This is a genomic window from Clostridium sp. E02, from assembly GCF_003833015.1.
Classification (GTDB): domain Bacteria; phylum Bacillota; class Clostridia; order Lachnospirales; family Lachnospiraceae; genus Lacrimispora.
The window spans coordinates 30629-49210 of sequence record NZ_RJLQ01000026.1 but is presented as its reverse complement, the minus strand read 5'-3'; the positions used below and the strand labels follow the sequence as shown (position 1 = coordinate 49210).

General features: G+C 39.8%; 17 protein-coding genes and 1 other RNA gene. 16 read left to right on the top strand and 2 right to left on the bottom strand.

Translation table 11 applies throughout. From position 1 onward, the window contains the following. The first annotated feature begins 10 nt into the window (after positions 1-10). From EFT72_RS16990 to EFT72_RS16975, 4 genes are all read left to right on the top strand, one after another. Positions 11-916, top strand: coding sequence for a cation diffusion facilitator family transporter (locus tag EFT72_RS16990; protein WP_124068105.1), 906 nt, complete (start codon positions 11-13; stop codon positions 914-916). A gap of 139 nt (positions 917-1055) precedes the next feature. Next, entirely contained in the window at positions 1056-1556 is a 501-nt protein-coding gene (gene ilvN, locus EFT72_RS16985; RefSeq protein WP_124068104.1) for an acetolactate synthase small subunit, read from the top strand. Positions 1557-1664: 108 nt separating this feature from the next. After that, entirely contained in the window at positions 1665-2675 is a 1011-nt protein-coding gene (ilvC, locus tag EFT72_RS16980; protein ID WP_124068103.1) for a ketol-acid reductoisomerase, read from the top strand. A 185-nt stretch (positions 2676-2860) separates the two neighbouring features. Beyond that, positions 2861-3598, top strand: a complete 738-nt coding sequence (locus EFT72_RS16975; RefSeq protein ID WP_124068102.1) for a hypothetical protein — start codon at positions 2861-2863, stop codon at positions 3596-3598. A gap of 25 nt (positions 3599-3623) precedes the next feature. Here the strand turns inward: EFT72_RS16975 and EFT72_RS16970 are convergent, their stop codons facing one another. Further along, positions 3624-4526 carry a LysR family transcriptional regulator gene (locus EFT72_RS16970; RefSeq protein ID WP_124068101.1) on the bottom strand — a complete coding sequence of 301 codons (903 nt, stop codon included), beginning with the start codon at positions 4524-4526 and terminating at the stop codon, positions 3624-3626. A 142-nt stretch (positions 4527-4668) separates the two neighbouring features. Here EFT72_RS16970 and leuC point away from each other — a divergent pair, with 142 nt between their 5' ends. The 5 genes from leuC (at position 4669) to EFT72_RS16945 (ending at position 8786) form a co-directional block, all read left to right on the top strand. Further along, positions 4669-5931, top strand: a complete 1263-nt coding sequence (gene leuC / locus EFT72_RS16965) for a 3-isopropylmalate dehydratase large subunit (RefSeq protein WP_124068100.1) — start codon at positions 4669-4671, stop codon at positions 5929-5931. Between the two features lie 14 nt (positions 5932-5945). Beyond that, on the top strand, positions 5946-6434 hold the full coding sequence (gene leuD / locus EFT72_RS16960) for a 3-isopropylmalate dehydratase small subunit (RefSeq protein WP_124068099.1): 489 nt from the start codon (positions 5946-5948) through the stop codon (positions 6432-6434). Positions 6435-6562: 128 nt separating this feature from the next. After that, positions 6563-7036, top strand: coding sequence for a Cys-tRNA(Pro) deacylase (ybaK, locus tag EFT72_RS16955; RefSeq protein WP_124068098.1), 474 nt, complete (start codon positions 6563-6565; stop codon positions 7034-7036). A gap of 307 nt (positions 7037-7343) precedes the next feature. After that, the gene (locus EFT72_RS16950) at positions 7344-8222 is read left to right on the top strand and encodes a cell wall hydrolase (protein WP_124068097.1); all 879 of its coding nucleotides are present in this window, start codon (positions 7344-7346) and stop codon (positions 8220-8222) included. 99 nt (positions 8223-8321) lie between these two features. Beyond that, the gene (locus tag EFT72_RS16945; protein ID WP_124068096.1) at positions 8322-8786 is read left to right on the top strand and encodes a YhcH/YjgK/YiaL family protein; all 465 of its coding nucleotides are present in this window, start codon (positions 8322-8324) and stop codon (positions 8784-8786) included. Between the two features lie 78 nt (positions 8787-8864). Here EFT72_RS16945 and EFT72_RS16940 read toward each other — a convergent pair whose 3' ends face one another. Then, positions 8865-9830 carry a pectinesterase family protein gene (locus EFT72_RS16940; protein WP_124068095.1) on the bottom strand — a complete coding sequence of 322 codons (966 nt, stop codon included), beginning with the start codon at positions 9828-9830 and terminating at the stop codon, positions 8865-8867. 149 nt (positions 9831-9979) lie between these two features. Here EFT72_RS16940 and EFT72_RS16935 point away from each other — a divergent pair, with 149 nt between their 5' ends. From EFT72_RS16935 to EFT72_RS16905, 7 genes are all read left to right on the top strand, one after another. Further along, the gene (locus EFT72_RS16935; RefSeq protein WP_124068094.1) at positions 9980-11671 is read left to right on the top strand and encodes a phosphoenolpyruvate carboxykinase (ATP); all 1692 of its coding nucleotides are present in this window, start codon (positions 9980-9982) and stop codon (positions 11669-11671) included. A 166-nt stretch (positions 11672-11837) separates the two neighbouring features. Further along, positions 11838-12611, top strand: coding sequence for a GNAT family N-acetyltransferase (locus EFT72_RS16930; protein ID WP_124068093.1), 774 nt, complete (start codon positions 11838-11840; stop codon positions 12609-12611). A 30-nt stretch (positions 12612-12641) separates the two neighbouring features. Next, positions 12642-12905: an HPr family phosphocarrier protein gene (locus EFT72_RS16925; RefSeq protein ID WP_124068092.1), complete on the top strand. Its 264-nt coding sequence runs from the start codon at positions 12642-12644 to the stop codon at positions 12903-12905. 78 nt (positions 12906-12983) lie between these two features. Next, positions 12984-13161: non-coding RNA, 6S RNA (gene ssrS, locus EFT72_RS16920), on the top strand. 99 nt (positions 13162-13260) lie between these two features. Further along, a complete protein-coding gene (locus tag EFT72_RS16915) occupies positions 13261-14493 on the top strand; it encodes an AI-2E family transporter (RefSeq protein ID WP_124068091.1) in 1233 nt (410 codons plus the stop codon). 9 nt (positions 14494-14502) lie between these two features. Beyond that, positions 14503-16779 (top strand): SpoIID/LytB domain-containing protein, encoded by a 2277-nt coding sequence (locus EFT72_RS16910; RefSeq protein WP_124068090.1) that lies wholly within the window; start codon positions 14503-14505, stop codon positions 16777-16779. A 45-nt stretch (positions 16780-16824) separates the two neighbouring features. Beyond that, entirely contained in the window at positions 16825-18528 is a 1704-nt protein-coding gene (locus EFT72_RS16905; protein WP_124068089.1) for a S8 family peptidase, read from the top strand. Positions 18529-18582 lie beyond the last annotated feature (54 nt).

The following is an 18582-nucleotide window of genomic DNA, read 5'->3' as shown; positions in this document are numbered from 1 at the left end:
GGTGTTAAGTATGGAACAACCGAATCAAATCGCAATGCGGGTATCTGTGGTCAGCATTGGAATTAATCTTCTTTTATCGTTATTTAAACTGACAGCTGGGATCTTTGGACATTCTGGTGCTATGATTTCTGACGCAGTGCATTCCGCTTCGGATGTTTTTAGTTCATTTGTTGTAATTATCGGTGTACGGGTTGCCGGAAAAACCTCCGACAAAGAGCATCCTTATGGTCATGACCGTATGGAATGTGTGGCGTCCATCATTCTTGCAGTAACTTTAATGGCAACTGGGGTGCTCATTGGTATAACTGGAATAAAGAAAATTGTCTTAGGTAACATAAATACGGAACTTCTCCCCAATGGGTTTGCTTTTTTTGCGGCAGTACTTTCTATCGGTGTGAAGGAATGGATGTACTGGTATACAAAAGCTGCGGCAAAGAAGATTCATTCTGGAGCACTTTTGGCAGATGCCTGGCATCATCGGTCGGATGCGCTTTCATCGGTAGGGGCAATGGTTGGGATTGCTGGGGCAAGATTGGGGATTCCGGTATTGGATTCAATTGCAAGTCTGGTTATCTGCGGGTTCGTAGTAAAAGCAGCCGTAGATATATTTTTAGATGCCACAGATAAAATGGTAGATAAATCTTGTGATGACGAAACCGTAAAGAAAATGCAGAATTTGGTTATATCCATTATGGGAGTGAAACGAATTGATGATATAAGAACCCGGATGTTTGGAACGAAAATCTATGTTGATATCGAAATTTCTGCGGAAGGCAATCTAGAACTGATAAAATCCCATGAGATTGCAGAAAATGTCCATCTTTCTATAGAACAGATGTTTCCAGCGGTAAAGCATTGCATGGTTCATGTAAATCCGCTTTTAGAAACGTTAGAAAAGGAAGAAATGTACTTGTAGGATTTTCTCACTGTGCTATAATAAAGGAAATGGATCGGTTCCATAACCACAAGTTATGATACACATTCCTTTTATTTAGTTGACAAATAGAAGGGAGATTGTTATCATTTAAATATTATAAAAAAAGGCGGGGATAAGGATGGAGAGAATCGTATTATCATTGTTGGTTGACAACACTTCTGGCGTGTTAAGCCGTATAGCCGGACTATTTAGCCGCCGGGGCTATAACATCGAAAGCCTAACGGTTGGAGTCACTGCAGATGAGAGGTATTCCAGAATGACAGTGGTATCTGTTGGGGAACAAGAGATTCTAGATCAGATTGAAAAGCAGTTGCGGAAACTTGAGGATGTTAGGGATATTAAAGAATTAAAGCCGGGATCTTCCGTATACCGGGAACTGATATTGATTAAAGTCCGTGCCAATGCAAGTGAGAGGCAGGCGGTCAGTGCCATTTCCGATATATTTAGAGCAACCATTGTTGATGTGGGAAAAGATTCTTTAACCGTTATGCTCACAGGAGATCAGTTGAAGCTTGATGCACTGATAAACCTGTTAGAAGATTATGAGATCCTGGAACTTGCCAGAACTGGTTTGACAGGACTTTCCAGAGGGTCTAAGGATATCCGGTATCTGCCTTAGGCAGTCGTAAGCTAGCTAGAGGTATTGCCAAAGGCGGACAGTGAGTCGTCGGCATGGTTCCTTTAACAATAATATATCATGATTTTATATATGAGGAGGAAATGAAAGATGGCAAAGATTTACTATCAGGAAGACTGTAATTTATCCCTATTAGAGGATAAAACCATTGCGGTTATTGGATACGGAAGCCAGGGACATGCCCATGCGCTTAATTTAAAGGAGTCAGGCTGCAACGTAATCGTTGGACTTTATGAGGGAAGCAGTTCTTGGGCAAAAGCTGAAGCACAGGGATTGGCGGTATATACCGCAGCAGAAGCAGCAAAGAAAGCCAATGTCATTATGATCCTTATTAATGATGAAAAGCAGGCTGCTCTTTACAAGGAATCGGTGGAGCCTAATTTGAATGAAGGTGACATGCTGATGTTCGCACATGGATTTGCCATTCATTTTGGACAAATCCTTCCTCCTAAGAATGTGGATGTTACGATGATCGCACCAAAAGCACCAGGCCATACGGTTCGCAATGAATATAAAGTGGGCAGAGGAACACCTTGTTTGGTGGCTGTGCATCAAGATTACACAGGAAAGGCAAAGGAAAAAGCACTGGCTTATGCGCTGGCATTAGGCGGAGCTAGAGCGGGCGTTTTAGAAACAACCTTTAAAGATGAAACAGAGACAGATCTTTTTGGAGAACAGGCTGTTTTATGCGGCGGAGTTTGTGCACTTATGAAGGCTGGGTTTGAAACTTTGGTTGAAGCCGGATACGCACCAGAGAATGCATATTTTGAATGCATTCATGAATTGAAGCTGATTGTAGATCTGATTTTCGAGAGTGGATTTGCAGGCATGAGATATTCTATTTCCAATACAGCAGAGTATGGTGATTACATTACAGGTCCAAAGATTATTACAGATGAGACGAAAAAAGCGATGAAACAAGTTCTTACAGACATTCAAGATGGAACGTTTGCAAAAGACTGGCTTCTTGAGAATCAGGTAGGTGGAACTCATTTCAAAGCAATAAGAAACAAAGAAGCTTCTCACCAATTAGAAAAGGTTGGAGCAGAGCTTCGTAAACTTTACAGTTGGAACGATGGCGGAAAATTAATCGATAATTAATCCATATATATAGAAGGAAGGGGCTGTCCCGCGAATTTTTTCGTGCGACAGCCCCTTCTTTTTACGAATTTCTTCGTTAAAAATGTCAAAAGTTACATACAAACGGTTATTATGTACATGATTGACACTTTTGTACCATTATGATGTATAATAAGTCAGTACAAATAAAAATGGAGGATAGTGAAATGGAAAAACACAAATGGAATCAAAGGAAAAGGAAATTAATCACGATATGTCTGACACTTGGAATGGTGATAAGTTCTATGCTCACCCCAGTTACTGCTTTTGCAAGTGATGCTGCAACGCAGCTTGATGGGAAATTGAGCACCTTTCATCAAGGGAGTGCCGGTGATTGTGGTGCTGTTTCTGCAATACAGGCTTTGGATAATAGTTCTTATGGTAAATATTTATTAAGTGTATTGATTCAAAAAAACAATTATGGATATACGCTTCGTTTTGGTGCTGGGGAACAAACGGTATCTCAAAGAGATGTTGCGAATGCGTATATTACAGGTGACCTTGATGCACGGGTAATAGAAGCTGGTTTGCAAAAGGCCATGAATGTTTATAACGGTTGTTTTGCCTGTGATGTGTTTACTACAATGACTGGATACAAACAACAAACCTATCGAGGGACTTACGCTAAAAATAATATTATGAATACGCTAAAAACAAAATGCGATGCACAGGAAGGCATTACAGCTGCCTGTGATTTTAATATTGCAGATCCAAGCAAAGGGATTATTGGAGACGGTGGACATTCTTACTCGATCAGATGGGTAACAGATGATACGGTGATTGTAATTAATCCTTGGGATACTTCTAAATTAATCTATATGCCAAGAAGTCAATTCGAAAGATCCATCCGGTATATGACCTATGTTGACTGGTCCAAAAACAAAGTTTCAGTATACTGGGAATAATATTTTGTGCAGGAATGGGAGCCATTTATGGGTGTCCCATTCCTGCGTCTTTCATAGCAGAAAAGAAACTTTGCATTGCGGTTGATACCCCCCCTGGATTAAACGCAAATCCAATGGTTCGTTTCTTAATCGTAGATTGCATCGGGATCTCAATCAAAGTGCCGCGGTCCAGTTCAACTTGTACAAACTCTTTTATGACGCAGCCGATGCCCATACCGATTTTTGCAAATTCAATGAGCAAATCCATGGTAGTGACTTCCAAAAGCTGCTTCGGTACAATCTGATTTTGAGTTAAATACTCGTCAATGTATTTTCTTGTCATATTATTTTGATCTAAAAGAAGAATATTACCAGCTTGGAAAATATCAATATTTCGACCTTCTCTTAAGTGTAAATTGTCCAGATAAGATTTCGTGGCAACAAAAGTATCCTGAATTTCCATAATAGGAGTAAAGGAAAGAGGACGACGATTGGAGGGGGCTGCAATCAATCCCAAATCAAGGTTTTGTTGTTCTAGCATATGAACCGTATGAGAGGTAGATTGACTTTCAATTGTTACTTTAATATGAGGGTACTTCTCAATGAAACCTTTAAGATAAGGAAGTAGAACATATTTGCAAAGTGTGTTACTGACACCGATTCTTAGGTATCCGATGTTAAACTCTTTTACTCTTTTTAATTCTTGCTCTCCTCGGTTGATTGCCTCAAAAGCTTCTCTTGTATGTTGAAACAATAATTTACCTTCTTCTGTCATCTGAACGCCTCTGGAATTTCTGGTAAACAATGCAACGTTTAAATTATCTTCGAGTTTACGAATGGATTTGCTGATGGCAGGTTGACTGATAAAAAGTTCCTTGGCTGCCTTAGAGATATTCCCCGCTTTTGCAACCTCGTAAAAAATCTTATATTGGGATAGATTTAGATCCATATTAATATTCCTCTCGTTCTATAACTTGTTTTTATATTAAACATTCGTATTATGTATTTCAATTATACCAACAAGTATGCTAAAATGTAAAGCAGTAAAGTAGAAACGCTTCATATATTGAATCATTAGGAGGGTGCGGACGATGGGAATGACAATGACTCAGAAGATATTAGCTGCTCATGCGGATCTTTTAGAGGTAAAAGCAGGACAGCTCATTGAGGCAGATCTTGATATGGTGCTTGGGAATGACATCACATCTCCAGTAGCAATCAAGGAGATGGAAAAATTCAACAAGGATACGATTTTTAATAAGGATAAGATTGCATTAGTCATGGATCATTTTATCCCAAATAAGGATATTAAATCAGCTGAGAATTGTAAGTGCTGCCGTGATTTTGCTGGGAAACACGAAATATCCAATTATTTTGATGTGGGGCAGATGGGAATTGAACATGCTCTTCTTCCAGAAAAAGGATTGGTGGTTGCTGGAAATGTGGTGATTGGTGCAGATTCTCATACTTGTACATACGGAGCACTAGGAGCATTTTCCACAGGTGTGGGAAGTACGGATATGGCAGCCGGTATGGTTACCGGAAAAGCTTGGTTTAAAGTTCCGTCTGCAATTAAATTTGAATTGACTGGTAAACCCTCCCAGTGGGTCAGTGGTAAGGATGTGATTCTGCATATTATAGGTGAAATCGGTGTAGACGGAGCGCTATATCAGTCGATGGAGTTTTGTGGGGATGGAATTCAGTATTTAACAATGGATGACCGCTTTACGATTTGTAATATGGCCATAGAAGCAGGTGGAAAGAATGGAATTTTTCCGGTCGATGACCTTGCAATACAATATATAAAAGAACATTCCAAACGAGAATATAAAGTTTATGAAGCGGATGCAGATGCAGAATATACAGCCGTTTATTCCATTGATTTATCTCAATTAAAACCTACGATATCATTCCCTCATCTTCCAGAGAATACGAGAACGATTGGGACTTTTGATGAAATTAAGATCGATCAGGCAGTAATCGGGTCTTGTACCAACGGGAGATTGGAAGATATGCGAATTGCGGCATCTGTGATGGAAGGGAAGAAAGTTGCAAAGAATGTCCGTTGTATTGTAATACCTGCTACCCAGGAGATTTATCTGCAGTCTATGAAAGAAGGCCTTTTGGAAATTTTTATTAAAGCAGGTGCAGTTGTAAGTACTCCTACCTGTGGTCCATGTCTGGGAGGTTACATGGGGATACTTGCGGCAGGTGAGCGATGCATCTCTACTACAAACCGTAATTTTGTAGGAAGAATGGGGCACGTGGAGTCGGAAGTATATCTTGCAAACCCTGCAATTGCTGCAGCGAGTGCCATTACTGGAAAAATTTCTTCACCGGAAGAAATTCTTTGATAGGAGGGAGCCCAATGAAGGCAAAAGGATCTGTTTTTAAATATGGAGATAATGTAGATACGGATGTAATTATACCAGCAAGGTATTTAAACATTACCGATGGAGATGAGCTGGCAAAGCACTGCATGGAAGACTTGGATAAGAATTTTGTCAGAGAAGTGAAAAAAGGGGACATTATCGTAGCTGATAAAAATTTTGGCTGTGGTTCTTCCAGAGAGCATGCACCTCTGGTGATCAAATGTGCTGGGATCAGTTGCGTCATAGCAGAAACGTTTGCAAGAATTTTTTATCGGAATGCGATTAACATCGGACTTCCTATTATAGAGTGTCCGGAAGCGGCCAGAAGAATTAAAGCTGGTGACGAGGTGGAAGTTGATTTTGATACAGGGAATATAACGAATCATACCACTGGTGAGTGTTTTACTGGGCAGGCATTTCCTCCCTTTATGCAAGAAATAATTTCAGCGGGGGGCTTGTTTCCTTATATAAATAAGAAAAAGTAACCGTTATATTTTCCTAGAAAATGATCCGTGATTGTCAGATATTGTATCTGGAAATCACGGATATTTTGTTTCCTATTGTTGTTAACTGGAGAAAATCGTATAATAGGAAGAAAAAAGGAGTAGATGATATGGTAAAGACAAATGCAATGCGTATTCTTGATAAGGCAGGAATTTCATATGTCACAAAAGAGTATGAGGTGGATGAAAAAGACTTATCAGGCAGCCATGCTGCTGATGCCATGGGGGTTGACCATGGCAGTGTTTTCAAGACACTTGTCTTAAAAGGAGAAAAAATAGGATATCTTGTCTGCTGCGTTCCAGTGGATGAAGAATTAGATTTAAAAAGAACAGCAAAGGCTGCTGGCGATAAAAAAGTCGAAATGATACCAATGAAAGATTTACAACGCATAACTGGTTATATCCGAGGTGGGTGTTCCCCAATTGGCATGAAGAAGCAGTTTCCAACCTTAATTGAGGAATCTGCACACCTATTTTCACAAATAACAATCAGTGGTGGATTAAGAGGACACCAAATTATTCTTGATCCAGATGCTTTGGTTGGGTTCGTTCAAGGGGATTTTGCCTCTATTATCCAAGAATAGTTTACATAACTATTAAAATAGGGATTGTTAAAATTTTGAGAAAAAGAATAGTTAACAGAAATGTAACATTATTGTAAAATGTGAATATATAAATAGCATAAAAAAAGAAAGAATAAACCCCGAATAATAGTGCATACTACACATAAAAATGAGAGGAAGTAAAAAATAAAAAGATAAAATATCACAAAAATGTTAAATTGGCATTGACTTTTTTAACAGGATTCTTCTATAATTACGGTCGACACATGGAAACGGTTGTAGAAGATTCACAACCAAGGCAATTGAGTGAATAGAAAGAGGAGTATTTATGCTTACACTACGCTCTATCCTTCAGCGGATTAGTCAATTCTTCAGAGGGATGACCATTAAGGTCACGAAGCGAATGTATCGTTCATCTGCAATTTTTATGGTAGGTGCAGCGGTAATTACAGTTATCGCATTTACGTCTGCGGGTTTTGGAAGCAGCGGAAAGAATGCTTTAACGGCGTTTGCAGAAACAAGGTCGTCTCATGATGTTACGGAAGAGGATGCAGTTCTTGAAGAAGATGCAGTTGCTCAAGCAAAAGTACAAGATAATCTTACCGATACCACGATGCAGGCACAGCTATTAGCCGGTAACCTTTTAGAAAAAGAAGTAAAACAAAAACAACAACTAGAAGAAGAGGTTATTCTCCAGACACAGCGAATCAATGCACAGATTGCTTCTGAGGAAGAAGCAAAAAGACTGGAAGAAGAGGCAGCGAAAAAAGCAGAGGAAGAAGCGAAAGAAGCGGCGAAAAAAGCAGCGGAAGAAATGTCTGCTCATGCCATGTCCGTATCGCAGGAAGATTATAACGTATTGTTGCATATCGTACAGGCAGAAGCAGGGATCTGTGATGAAACAGGCAAAATTTTAGTAGCAAATGTTATTTTAAACCGCGTCAGAAGTGGTCAATTTCCAAGCTCAGTGAGAGGCGTTGTTTATGAGCCCTCCCAATTTTCACCAGTATCTAACGGAAGTATACATTCCGCGAAGGTAACGAGCGATACAATACAGTGTGTAAATCGTGCACTTTCTGGTGAAGATTATTCCAATGGAGCCTTGTATTTTATGTATCGGAGAGGTTCAAAGAGGGGAGCGGTAAGCTGGTTCGACTCCCATTTGACTTATTTATTCCAACACGGAAACCATGAATTTTTTAAATAAAAACTGTTCTTTATTCTACTTTCAGTGTATACTATATTTGTCTGGCAGTGAAACGAATCTGCTGTAATTATATTTTATACATAAAAGGAGAACACGATTATGATTTTTGACTCATTAAAAAACCTTGATTTTTACAAAAGCCTTGGAGTAGAAGGAAGATATGCAAAGGCAGTGGATTTTCTTAAAAATACAGATTTAGAGAACCTGGAACCAGGTAAATATGAGATTGATGGCAAAAATGTATTTGCTAATGTAGTAGAATATACAACCATACCATGGGAAGAGGCGAAATTCGAAGCCCACCATAATTATTCAGATATCCAATATGTTATTTCTGGATCAGAGACTATGACCTATGCCAGATTGGATGAGCTGGTAGAGAAAGTACCATATAACGAAGAAAAAGATGTTGTATTTTACAACAATGAAAATCCAGGCTTAAAGGTAGTGGTAAAGGCTGGGGAATATATGATTTTCAATCCATGGGATGGTCACAAGCCTAAAGCGGTTAATATAAAACCGGAACCCATCAAAAAAGTAATCGTTAAAATCAAAGAAAATTAATTGGTAAACGGGATTCGTTTCTTAGTCATTAAGAACAGAGTCCCGTTTTTTGTTAAGATAGACCAATCAGAGGCGCACTTATGGAGCCCAGTTATCCTGGCCGGATAAGACGGCTTCTTTTGAGTAAGAGGTAAGATCGCTTTCTTCCAGCTTATGTATCCAGTCTGGACGATGTTCCATTCCACTTCCTGGGCCGTAACTACCATACTCTCCATAAAAGGTATGTATATGGGCGGCTTCTTTGTTCCAGTCATGCCATCCCTCTTTGCAGATATGCGAATCCATAAAGCAGTTGATTAAAACCGTTTTTGCATACTCTCTCCAAGGACGGCCAAGGTATGCATTCTCTGCCGGGCAGTTGCTTTCAAAGCGGCAGTTCACCATAACATAACCGTAATCCTGGCCTTCTGGAGTTGAGGCGGCAGACACATAACTACTAATTTCTTTACCTGTATATTTGGAGTAAAAGGTACAACCTTCAAAGTACGCAGTGGCACTTCCGAAAATAAAGTCTACATCACCTTCTAAATAACAGTTTTTATAGTAATGCCTTCCGTTTATGCGTGGGGCATTTTGTTTCGGTCCGATAAAACCGTTAGGTTCGATCTCTTTTGGTGGGAGAGGACCGGTAAATAGAGTATCCTGATTCCCTAAGAAACGACAGTTTTCAAATGACAAGCGGTCTCCGTCTGCATAAACGGCCAGCGCCTGTCCAACGTCAATCCCTTTTCCCGAACTGTTTTCAAATGTAATATTCCTAGCTGTAAAATCATAGGTATCTATTAGACAAGAATAGGTTCGAAAGGTTCCCCGCTTCATGCCGTCGTCCATTGACATGTGGGCATAAAGACCGAATGAGAGAATTGTATGGTCGACATCTTCTCCGACAAAGGTGACATGAGGGATTGCAATTGTAATTTGTTCCTCGTAAATTCCTTTGTGGATAAATAGGACTTGCTCAGAAGCATTGTCCTTTGGCAATGAATGAAGAGCTTCCATAATACTTCTGAAATCTCCAGATCCGTCTTTTGAAATGTGAATCATATTGAGCCTTCTTTCTGTTTTGTATACAAGATGCAAATAACATACTTAATATACCTAATTTTTGTAGAAATTGCAATAGAGATTATTGACTTTTTCACAAAACGGTGAGATAATAACGGTAAATTTGGATTTTATAAGGAGGATTTTATATGTCAACTAAAGCTTATTACCCAATTCATGAAATTGGAAAAGGTAAACCTGGATTTGCAACAACACGTTCCATTATTGAAGCACCGTTTTATGGCAACAACGTTATTAAAATCAATACGCTACGTGAAGCATATGAATTAGCAAAAAATTCACCTGGAACGATCGTAACGGATATGCCAGTATATAGAGGCGAAGAATTTGGTTTGGAAAAGGATGCAAAAGTACTTTTATTCAATGATGGTGCAATCATTGGCCGATATGCTACGGCTAGAAGGATTGCTGGAGAACCTGGAGTAGATTGCAAGGCTCTTGATAAAGTTGTTATGGATGCTGTTTATGAGACACGATGGAAGACCATGTACCACGCAGAAGTATTTGTAGGTCTGGATCCGGAGTATATGGTGAAAGCGCATCTTCTCATTCCTGAGGGAGAAGAGAATGTTTTATATAACTGGATGTTGAATTTCCAGTATATGTCAGATCAGTATATCAAAATGTATAAGGCTTCCAAACCAGTAGGGGATGGAAAAGAGCCTGACATCTATATTTTCTCAGATCCTCAGTGGAACGGTTCAGACCGGCCAGGTGTTGATTTGTCTTGTTTAAACGATCCTAAATGTTTGTGTTATTTTAATACAGAGCAAAATTGTGCAGCAATCCTTGGTATGAGATACTTCGGGGAGCATAAAAAAGGTACTCTTACGATGGCATGGGCACTTGCCAGCCGGAATGGTTATGCCAGCTGTCATGGAGGTCAGAAAGAATATACATTATCAGATGGTTCCAAGTATGTTGCATCTGTATTTGGTTTATCTGGATCAGGTAAATCAACCATTACCCATGCGAAACACGGAGGCAAATACGGTGTTACGGTTCTTCACGATGATGCCTTTATTATCAATACCGACACCTGTTCTTCTGTCGCACTGGAGCCTACATATTTTGATAAAACTCAGGATTATCCCACTGGCTGTGATGACAACAAATATTTGTTGACTGCACAAAACTGTTCCTGTACCTTTGATGAGGATGGAAAAATTCAGTTGGTGACAGAAGATATCAGAAACGGCAATGGACGTGCAATTAAATCAAAGCTGTGGTCCCCGAACCGTGTTGATAAGATTGATTCACCAGTAAATGCTATTTTCTGGATTATGAAGGATCCTACCATTCCCCCGGTAGTTAAATTAAAAGGTGCGTCTCTGGCATCCGTAATGGGTGCAACTTTGGCAACCAAGAGATCTTCCGCAGAAAGACTTGCACCAGGTGCAGATCCCAATGCACTGGTAGTTGTACCATATGCCAACCCATTCCGTACGTATCCTTTGGCAACGGATTATGAGAAATTTAAAATATTGGTAGAAAAGAAGAACGTTGATTGCTATATTATTAACACGGGTGATTTTATGGGCAAAAAGGTTCAACCAAAAGATACACTTGGTATTTTGGAAGCAATCGTTGATAAGAAAGCACAGTTTAAACAGTGGGGTCCATTTAGTGACATTGAAATCTTTGAGTGGGAGGGATTCGTTCCAGATCTCAATGATTCTGATTATGTAGATCAGTTAAAAGCACGTATGAAGGATCGTGTTAAATTCGTTGCAGATACTGCAGTGCTGAAAGAGGGCTATGATAAATTGCCTGATGATGCGCTAGAAGCCATTCAGAAAGTGGTTGATGCATTGAAATGATTTGATAGAGGCGAGAGGGGATTTCCTTTTCGTCTCTGTTTTTGTATCGGCCTCTATTTTTTATTTGCAGAATTTGTCATCGTGTGCTATACTATGGCTTTAACAGGAGAGAGTCCTTTTGATATCGGGAAATGAAAGACGATGCACGAGCGGAAGGAGGATTATTATGATTGAACTGGAAAAAGAAAAAAGACACATCATTAGGCAACTATGCAGTACGGCTGAGGGGGTATTGCCTCGAGGAGCTGCAGAAGGGAGAATGGGTAGGGTCTGGGTTCCGGAACTATATAATCCCACCTTTTGTTTGATTGTTATTGGCAATTTTGCATATGTGTTTGGTATATGTCCAAAAGGGGAACAGGTTCTGGAATTAAAGGAATTATTGATAAAGCAGTGCAGACACAGTCTGATAACACCTGCTGACGAGCGGTGGTCCGAGTGGTTGGAAGAAACATTTGCTGGCGAATTCCGGATACTGTCCCGTTATGCCATGAGAAAGGATCGGAATCATTTCTCAGAAAAAACACTGACAAGCCATACGAAAACTCTTCCAGAGGGGATTCAGATTAGGAAGATGGATCATCAGTTATACGATTTAGCTTTGAAAGAAGAATGGAGCAGTGATTTTTGCTCTAATTTTGAGACTCCGGAAGATTTTATAAAAGATGGATTTGGATTTGCAGCTTTGGATGGAACCAAACTTGTATCTGCCTGTTCTGCTTATGGAATCAGTCAGGGTATGATTCAAGTGAAGGTAGCAACAAGAAGAGAGTATCAACGCCAGGGGCTGGCATTGGCATGCAGTTCCTGTTTTCTACTGTTCTGTTTGGAAAAGGGTGTTTTCCCAAGCTGGGATGGAGATAATATCCCTTCCTCTGGTCTGGCAGAAAAACTAGGATATATTTTTGAAAAAGAATATCAGGTATACACACTGATTTAGATGCATAAGAAATCTGGAGGAATACGAGAGATGAAAAAGGTGGAAATCGGATTTTGGGGTATGGACTCCATCCTTGATTTTGTTTTGATTGCCGGAAGGTGCGAAGAAAAAATGGAACTGTCTTGTGGAGACAGCATGGTAAATGCAAAATCTCTTTTATCCGTGCTATCGATGGCAACTGCGCAAGTGGTGGAATTAATTATCCAGGAAGATTCCTGCGATTCACTTTTAAACCGCATCGATTTATACGTAGAACAAGGAAGACTTCTTAGCGGGAAAAATATAGCAGTCTGATTCCAATCGGGAAAAACTGTCAAGAAAATGATCTTGAAATAATTTGTGATGTGGTGTATACTGAAAACCATAAGAAAGTAATTCCTGAGATGTGCGACACTCTTACCTTTTTGAACCTACATTATGACATAAGGGATTCCAATATATTCAGATGGATGTCAAGCCTCCTTAGCAGTGGAAGGCAGAAATTTGATTGAGGTCGCCCACCTAGCAAAGCTAGGCGTCAATAAGTAAGAAACGGCATTTTGGGGTTGCCAAAGATAAAAAGCAGCGAGTAATCGCTGCTTTAACTTTATGAAAAAGTATGGTAAAGTATATAAAACTTGTTAGATTAATATTAACATAGGAGAATGATATGAAGGACATTAAATTCAAAAATTACATCTGCTGGGGGATTACTGCTTTGTCCGTTATTGCACTCAGCATTGCGTTCGCGTTTTTCCTTTCCAGATTAGAAGAAATAAAAAAAACGGTTCAATTAATCGTAGAAATTTTAATGCCTGTCATTTATGGGGCTGTACTTGCATATCTTTTATTGCCGGTATATAACAAGTCCAGAGATTTTGCCGCTCGATGGCTGCCACGGTTTGTAAAAAAGAAGAAGACAGTGAGATCCTTATCAAGGGCACTGGGAACTTTAGTAAGTCTTACATTTATATTTGTATTTGTCATAGGAGTTTTTTCTATGATCATACCTCAGATATACACCAGCATTATGGGACTTCAGGATTCTCTTGGAGAGAATATCAATGAATTTTCCATTGGACTGCAAAAGATGTTTGAGGATAATCCTGCAGTAGAACGGGCAGTCATTCCGATGTATAAACAGTTGACAAGCCGGTTGGAAGTATGGCTTACATCTGATTTGGTACCGAATATGTCAACACTAATTGGAAGTTTGTCTAGTGGATTGTTAAGCGTTGTTCTCGTTTTCAAAAACATTTTAATCGGCATCATTGTTATGGTTTACATCTTAAACATCAAGGAGGTTTTTTCGGCACAAGGGAAAAAGATCATATATAGCATTCTGCCGTTAAAAACAGCCAATCATGTGATTGAGGAAGTGCGTTTTGTACATCGGGTTTTTGGGGGATTTATTACTGGAAAGCTATTGGATTCTCTTTTGATTGGACTCTTGTGTTTTGTTGTGTTAAATACAATGAACATGCCATATGCATTGCTGATCAGTGTGATCATTGCATTAACCAATGTGATCCCATTTTTTGGCCCATTTATCGGAGCTGTACCAAGTGCATTTCTAATTCTTTTGGTAAGTCCTTTGAAATGTCTTTATTTCCTGATTTTCATTCTTCTCCTTCAGCAATTTGATGGAAATATACTGGGACCCAAAATACTTGGTCAGTCAACTGGACTTCCCAGCTTCTGGGTTCTGTTTTCTATCCTGTTTTTTGGAGGACTGTTTGGCTTTGTAGGAATGATCGTTGCAGTCCCTGCATTTGCAGTCATTTACAGTTTGATCACCAGGCTGGTAAACCGTTCTCTACAAAAGAAAGAGTTATCTTTAAATACATCGGATTACATGAATTTAGAACGAATTGATGAAGATAAAAAAACATTTAAGAGATAAGAGGAGCGCATGAATAAGAAGACATTTATCGGGTTTGTTCTCGGTATTCCTCTATTGGTTTTGGTCCTTATTGTAATTGTTCTATTAAGTGAACCGAAACCAGCAGGAATATCAAGAGGGGTAGCTTATAAATCGGCTGCTCTCTTGTTAACGGACAGAGAAAGCTGCGAAAAAATGCTTGCGAATCAAAAGCAAAAATATTTTCCGGAGAATGAACCGGTAGGTTGGTATGAGAAATACATGAACTTTCTATATGAAAAAGGATACTTAGATTCAAAACAAGTATCCCCTGATCGAAGATTGGCAGAGGGGTTTTTAACTTATGAGGATGCAGAGAATCTTGCAGAGGCATTGGCTCCAGAAGCAGGCAGACAGATTCAGGTGGGAAAGAAAAAAAGCAAAAAACAGATACCCGCGGATGAATGGTGGTTTCTTTATGATGATCTAAGAAAGAGTTTAGATAAGGACGGTCAGATCAAAGATCTTGACGTTTTGTTATATGGAACCCCAGCTAATGTAAATTCCTCCGAAGCCTGGACTGCTTATACAAGCAAAGGAAATTATCAATTTGAAGGGATTAGCTTAGATTCTTATATCGATAGTAAGATTACAATATTGGTGAAAGGAAATGAGATTATTTCTATAAAGGGAATTGGATCTGATTCAGTTACTTATAAAAATGTGTGGATTACGGCAGGGGATGGAACCTCATTTCATGTACACTTAGGATCTGTGGAACGATCCTTTCCTTTCGATGAATCCATGGGAAAAAATGAGAAATTTGTAAACCAGCTTGCAGATATCACCATAAGAAAAGGAAACCTTCAAAAGGTAACATTAAAGAAGAAAAAAATATCAGGTAAAGTCTTGGCTGTTACGGATTCAACCATTGAAATCGAAGGTTACGGAACTTTAAAAATGGACGAGAATTTTAAAGTATATAGACTTTATGGACGATTTGAAGAACGTTCCGTTTCCGATATTATTGTGGGGTATGACAATCAGGAATTTATAGTGGCGCATGGTAAGCTATGTGCAGCTTTGTTAATCCGAGAATTTGATGCGAAAACCATACGCGTTCTATTGATGAATTCAAATTTCCAGTCAATTTTCCATCCATCGGTAACCCTGTCTGCAAAAAGTGGTATGACGCTTACCTTTGGGAGCAGAGTTGTGAAAGTACCTCCTAAGGCTGAAGTAATCATAGATACCGGAGATGAGAGATTAAAAGACGGGAGAATTGTGGCAGCTCCGTTAGAAAATGAAGACTCTATTTTGATTAATTCCATCAAACGTTCGTATGGAGTCCCTTCTTATGAAGGAACCATAGAAATACGAAAGAATGCGGAAGGACTGCTGTTGGTGAATGAATTGTATTTGGAAGATTATTTGACAAAAGTTGTGCCCAGTGAAATGCCAAATAGTTATGAGAAAGAAGCGTTAAAAGCGCAGGCAGTCTGCGCCAGAACGTATGCTTACCGCCAGATTCAAAGTAATACTTATAGCAAATATGGGGCGCATGTGGATGACAGCACCAGATTCCAAGTATATAACAATCTTCCCACTTCTGCAAAGACTGAGAATGCGGTGAAAGAAACCTATGGCAAACTGTTATTTTACAACGACACTCCCATAGAAGCTTTTTATTTTTCCACCTCCTGTGGGCATACTACAGATGGAAGTGTTTGGGGTGGAAACCCGGTGGATTTTCCATATCTGGATGGGTGTTTGCTTCAGGATGGAGGTGGAGTCTTGAATCTTTCTACAAATGGTGATTTTGAAGATTTTATTAAGAACAAAGAGTATCCAGCTTATGATGTGCAATTTCCTATGTATCGATGGGAAACTTCGGTTACCAATCGTCAATTAGAAGAAGAGATCACAGAAGTTGGTTCTATCTTAAATATTACGGTAACAGAGCGTGGCGTGGGGGGGATCGTAAAAAAACTCAGAGTTGAAGGTTCTGAAGGAGTTATGACCATAAGCGGAGAAGGTCAGGTGAGAGCGAAACTGGGAAATAAATATATGACCATACAAAAAAAAGATGGCTCGAACATGAAAAACGTCAACTCGCTTCCCAGTGCATACATAGCCATTGAAAACCAGGGAGTGGATGAGAATAATATTACCACTTTTCACATATACGGAGGAGGTTATGGGCATGGGGTTGGTATGAGTCAGAACGGAGCACAGACCATGGCAAAGGAAGGAAAAACCTCTGAGGATATTTTGAAATTCTTCTATCATGGGGTTGATATTAGAGAAGCTGATAACACAAAGGAATGAGAATGGTAAGTTCTGCGTAGAATAATAAAAAAGCAGGAATGTCATATGCAAGATCAGAAATTAGAAAATCTTCTTAATCTGGCTCTCAGTTCTACTCCTGAGGAACGGGCGAAATCCGTCAATCTTAATGTGGGCTATGACCCAGTGGATAAGACTTGGGATGTGATTGTAAAGCATTCTGGGGATATAAGTGGACTGGAACAAGTTGGGATTAAGGTTGAGCAGATGGTAAATGAATATGCGATACTAAGAGTACCAGAGTCCTATATTGATACATTAAGTGAGCTGGCGCAAATTGAATTTGTAGAAAAACCAAAGGGGCTGAATTTTGCAATTAACCAGGCAAAGGCGGCCTCTTGTGTTAACATTGTACAGCAAGGGAATAATGTACTGACTGGAAAAGGTGTGATTGTGGCAATTATTGATTCGGGAATTGATTATTATCATCCTGATTTTAGGAATGCGGATGGAACCACCAGGATTTTAAAATTATGGGATCAGAATCTGGACCGTGTTTTCACGGAGGAGGAGATTAATACAGCACTGGCTACGGGAAGCAGAGAAGAAGCACTAAAGTTAGTTCCTTCTATAGATGTTAGCGGGCATGGTACAGCAGTTGCCTCTATTGCAGCGGGGAATGGAAGGGAAAACAGAGGGCAGTACCGTGGAGTGGCTTATGAAAGCCCTCTCTTAGTGGTGAAACTTGGTGTTCCACAGAAAGATGGTTTTCCAAGAACTACAGAATTGATGCGGGCGGTGAATGTTGTGGTAAAAGAAGCCGTTGAACGGCAAATGCCTCTTGCAATTAACTTGAGTTTTGGTAATACATATGGGTCTCATGATGGAACCAGTTTGCTTGAGACATTTCTTGATGATATTTCCAACTATGGAAAAAATGTAATTGTCGTGGGAACGGGCAATGAGGGGGTTGGGGGCGGACATATCTCCGGTGTGTTAACAACTGCAAGTCCACAGGACATTGAACTAAGCGTGGGACAGTTTCAACAGGGATTTAGTGTACAATTATGGAAATCTTATGCTGATATATTTGACATAAGTATTATTACTCCTTCTGGAGAAGTGATTGGACCCATCAGCAGCCGGTTGGGTCCGCAGTCCATTAATATTGGAGACACCAAAGTTCTTTTGTATTATGGAAAACCGGGTCCATACAGCGTCGCTCAGGAAATATATTTGGAATTTATCCCCCAGGAAACTTATGTGGGCAGTGGAATTTGGAAGTTTCGGTTAACACCAAGAAAGATTGTGGAAGGTGACTTTAATATGTGGCTCCCCTCTTCTGGTGTTCTCAATCAATCCACTCGTTTCTTGCGAGCAACGCCAGAAACTACGCTAACCATACCGTCGACTGCAGCCAAAGTGATTTCTGTAGGAGCCTATGATGATACCTATCAGTCCTACGCTGATTTTTCGGGAAGAGGATATACGAGAAGAACCAATCAGGTAAAACCGGATTTGGCAGCTCCAGGTGTAGGTATTATTGCAGCGAGAGAGGGTGGTGGATATGAAGCCGTGACGGGAACTTCCTTTGCCACACCTTTTGTTACTGGAAGTTCAGCTCTTCTTATGCAGTGGGGGGTTATAGATGGCAGAGATCCTTTTTTGTTTGGGGAAAAAATCAAGGCATACTTGATCCGGGGAACTAGAAAACTGCCTGGAATCAGTCAGTACCCCAATCCCCAGCTGGGGTATGGAGTTTTGTGCGTCAGTGATAGCCTTCCAGTTTAAGGATCTTTGAAAACCATTGGAAAATAAATCAAAATGATTTATAATGGTAGAAGA

Bases quoted from the DNA above. Each gene is read 5' to 3' on its own strand.
- EFT72_RS16910 (WP_124068090.1), top strand. From the start codon at position 14,503: ATGAATAAGAAGACATTTATCGGGTTTGTTCTCGGTATTCCTCTATTG.
- EFT72_RS16975 (WP_124068102.1), top strand. From the start codon at position 2,861: ATGGAAAAACACAAATGGAATCAAAGGAAAAGGAAATTAATCACGATA.
- EFT72_RS16930 (WP_124068093.1), top strand. From the start codon at position 11,838: ATGATTGAACTGGAAAAAGAAAAAAGACACATCATTAGGCAACTATGC.
- ybaK (WP_124068098.1), top strand. From the start codon at position 6,563: ATGGTAAAGACAAATGCAATGCGTATTCTTGATAAGGCAGGAATTTCA.
- EFT72_RS16915 (WP_124068091.1), top strand. From the start codon at position 13,261: ATGAAGGACATTAAATTCAAAAATTACATCTGCTGGGGGATTACTGCT.
- ilvC (WP_124068103.1), top strand. From the start codon at position 1,665: ATGGCAAAGATTTACTATCAGGAAGACTGTAATTTATCCCTATTAGAG.
- EFT72_RS16970 (WP_124068101.1), bottom strand. From the start codon at position 4,526: ATGGATCTAAATCTATCCCAATATAAGATTTTTTACGAGGTTGCAAAA.
- EFT72_RS16945 (WP_124068096.1), top strand. From the start codon at position 8,322: ATGATTTTTGACTCATTAAAAAACCTTGATTTTTACAAAAGCCTTGGA.
- EFT72_RS16990 (WP_124068105.1), top strand. From the start codon at position 11: ATGGAACAACCGAATCAAATCGCAATGCGGGTATCTGTGGTCAGCATT.
- leuD (WP_124068099.1), top strand. From the start codon at position 5,946: ATGAAGGCAAAAGGATCTGTTTTTAAATATGGAGATAATGTAGATACG.
- EFT72_RS16950 (WP_124068097.1), top strand. From the start codon at position 7,344: ATGCTTACACTACGCTCTATCCTTCAGCGGATTAGTCAATTCTTCAGA.
- EFT72_RS16935 (WP_124068094.1), top strand. From the start codon at position 9,980: ATGTCAACTAAAGCTTATTACCCAATTCATGAAATTGGAAAAGGTAAA.
- EFT72_RS16905 (WP_124068089.1), top strand. From the start codon at position 16,825: ATGCAAGATCAGAAATTAGAAAATCTTCTTAATCTGGCTCTCAGTTCT.
- EFT72_RS16940 (WP_124068095.1), bottom strand. From the start codon at position 9,830: ATGATTCACATTTCAAAAGACGGATCTGGAGATTTCAGAAGTATTATG.
- ilvN (WP_124068104.1), top strand. From the start codon at position 1,056: ATGGAGAGAATCGTATTATCATTGTTGGTTGACAACACTTCTGGCGTG.
- EFT72_RS16925 (WP_124068092.1), top strand. From the start codon at position 12,642: ATGAAAAAGGTGGAAATCGGATTTTGGGGTATGGACTCCATCCTTGAT.
- leuC (WP_124068100.1), top strand. From the start codon at position 4,669: ATGGGAATGACAATGACTCAGAAGATATTAGCTGCTCATGCGGATCTT.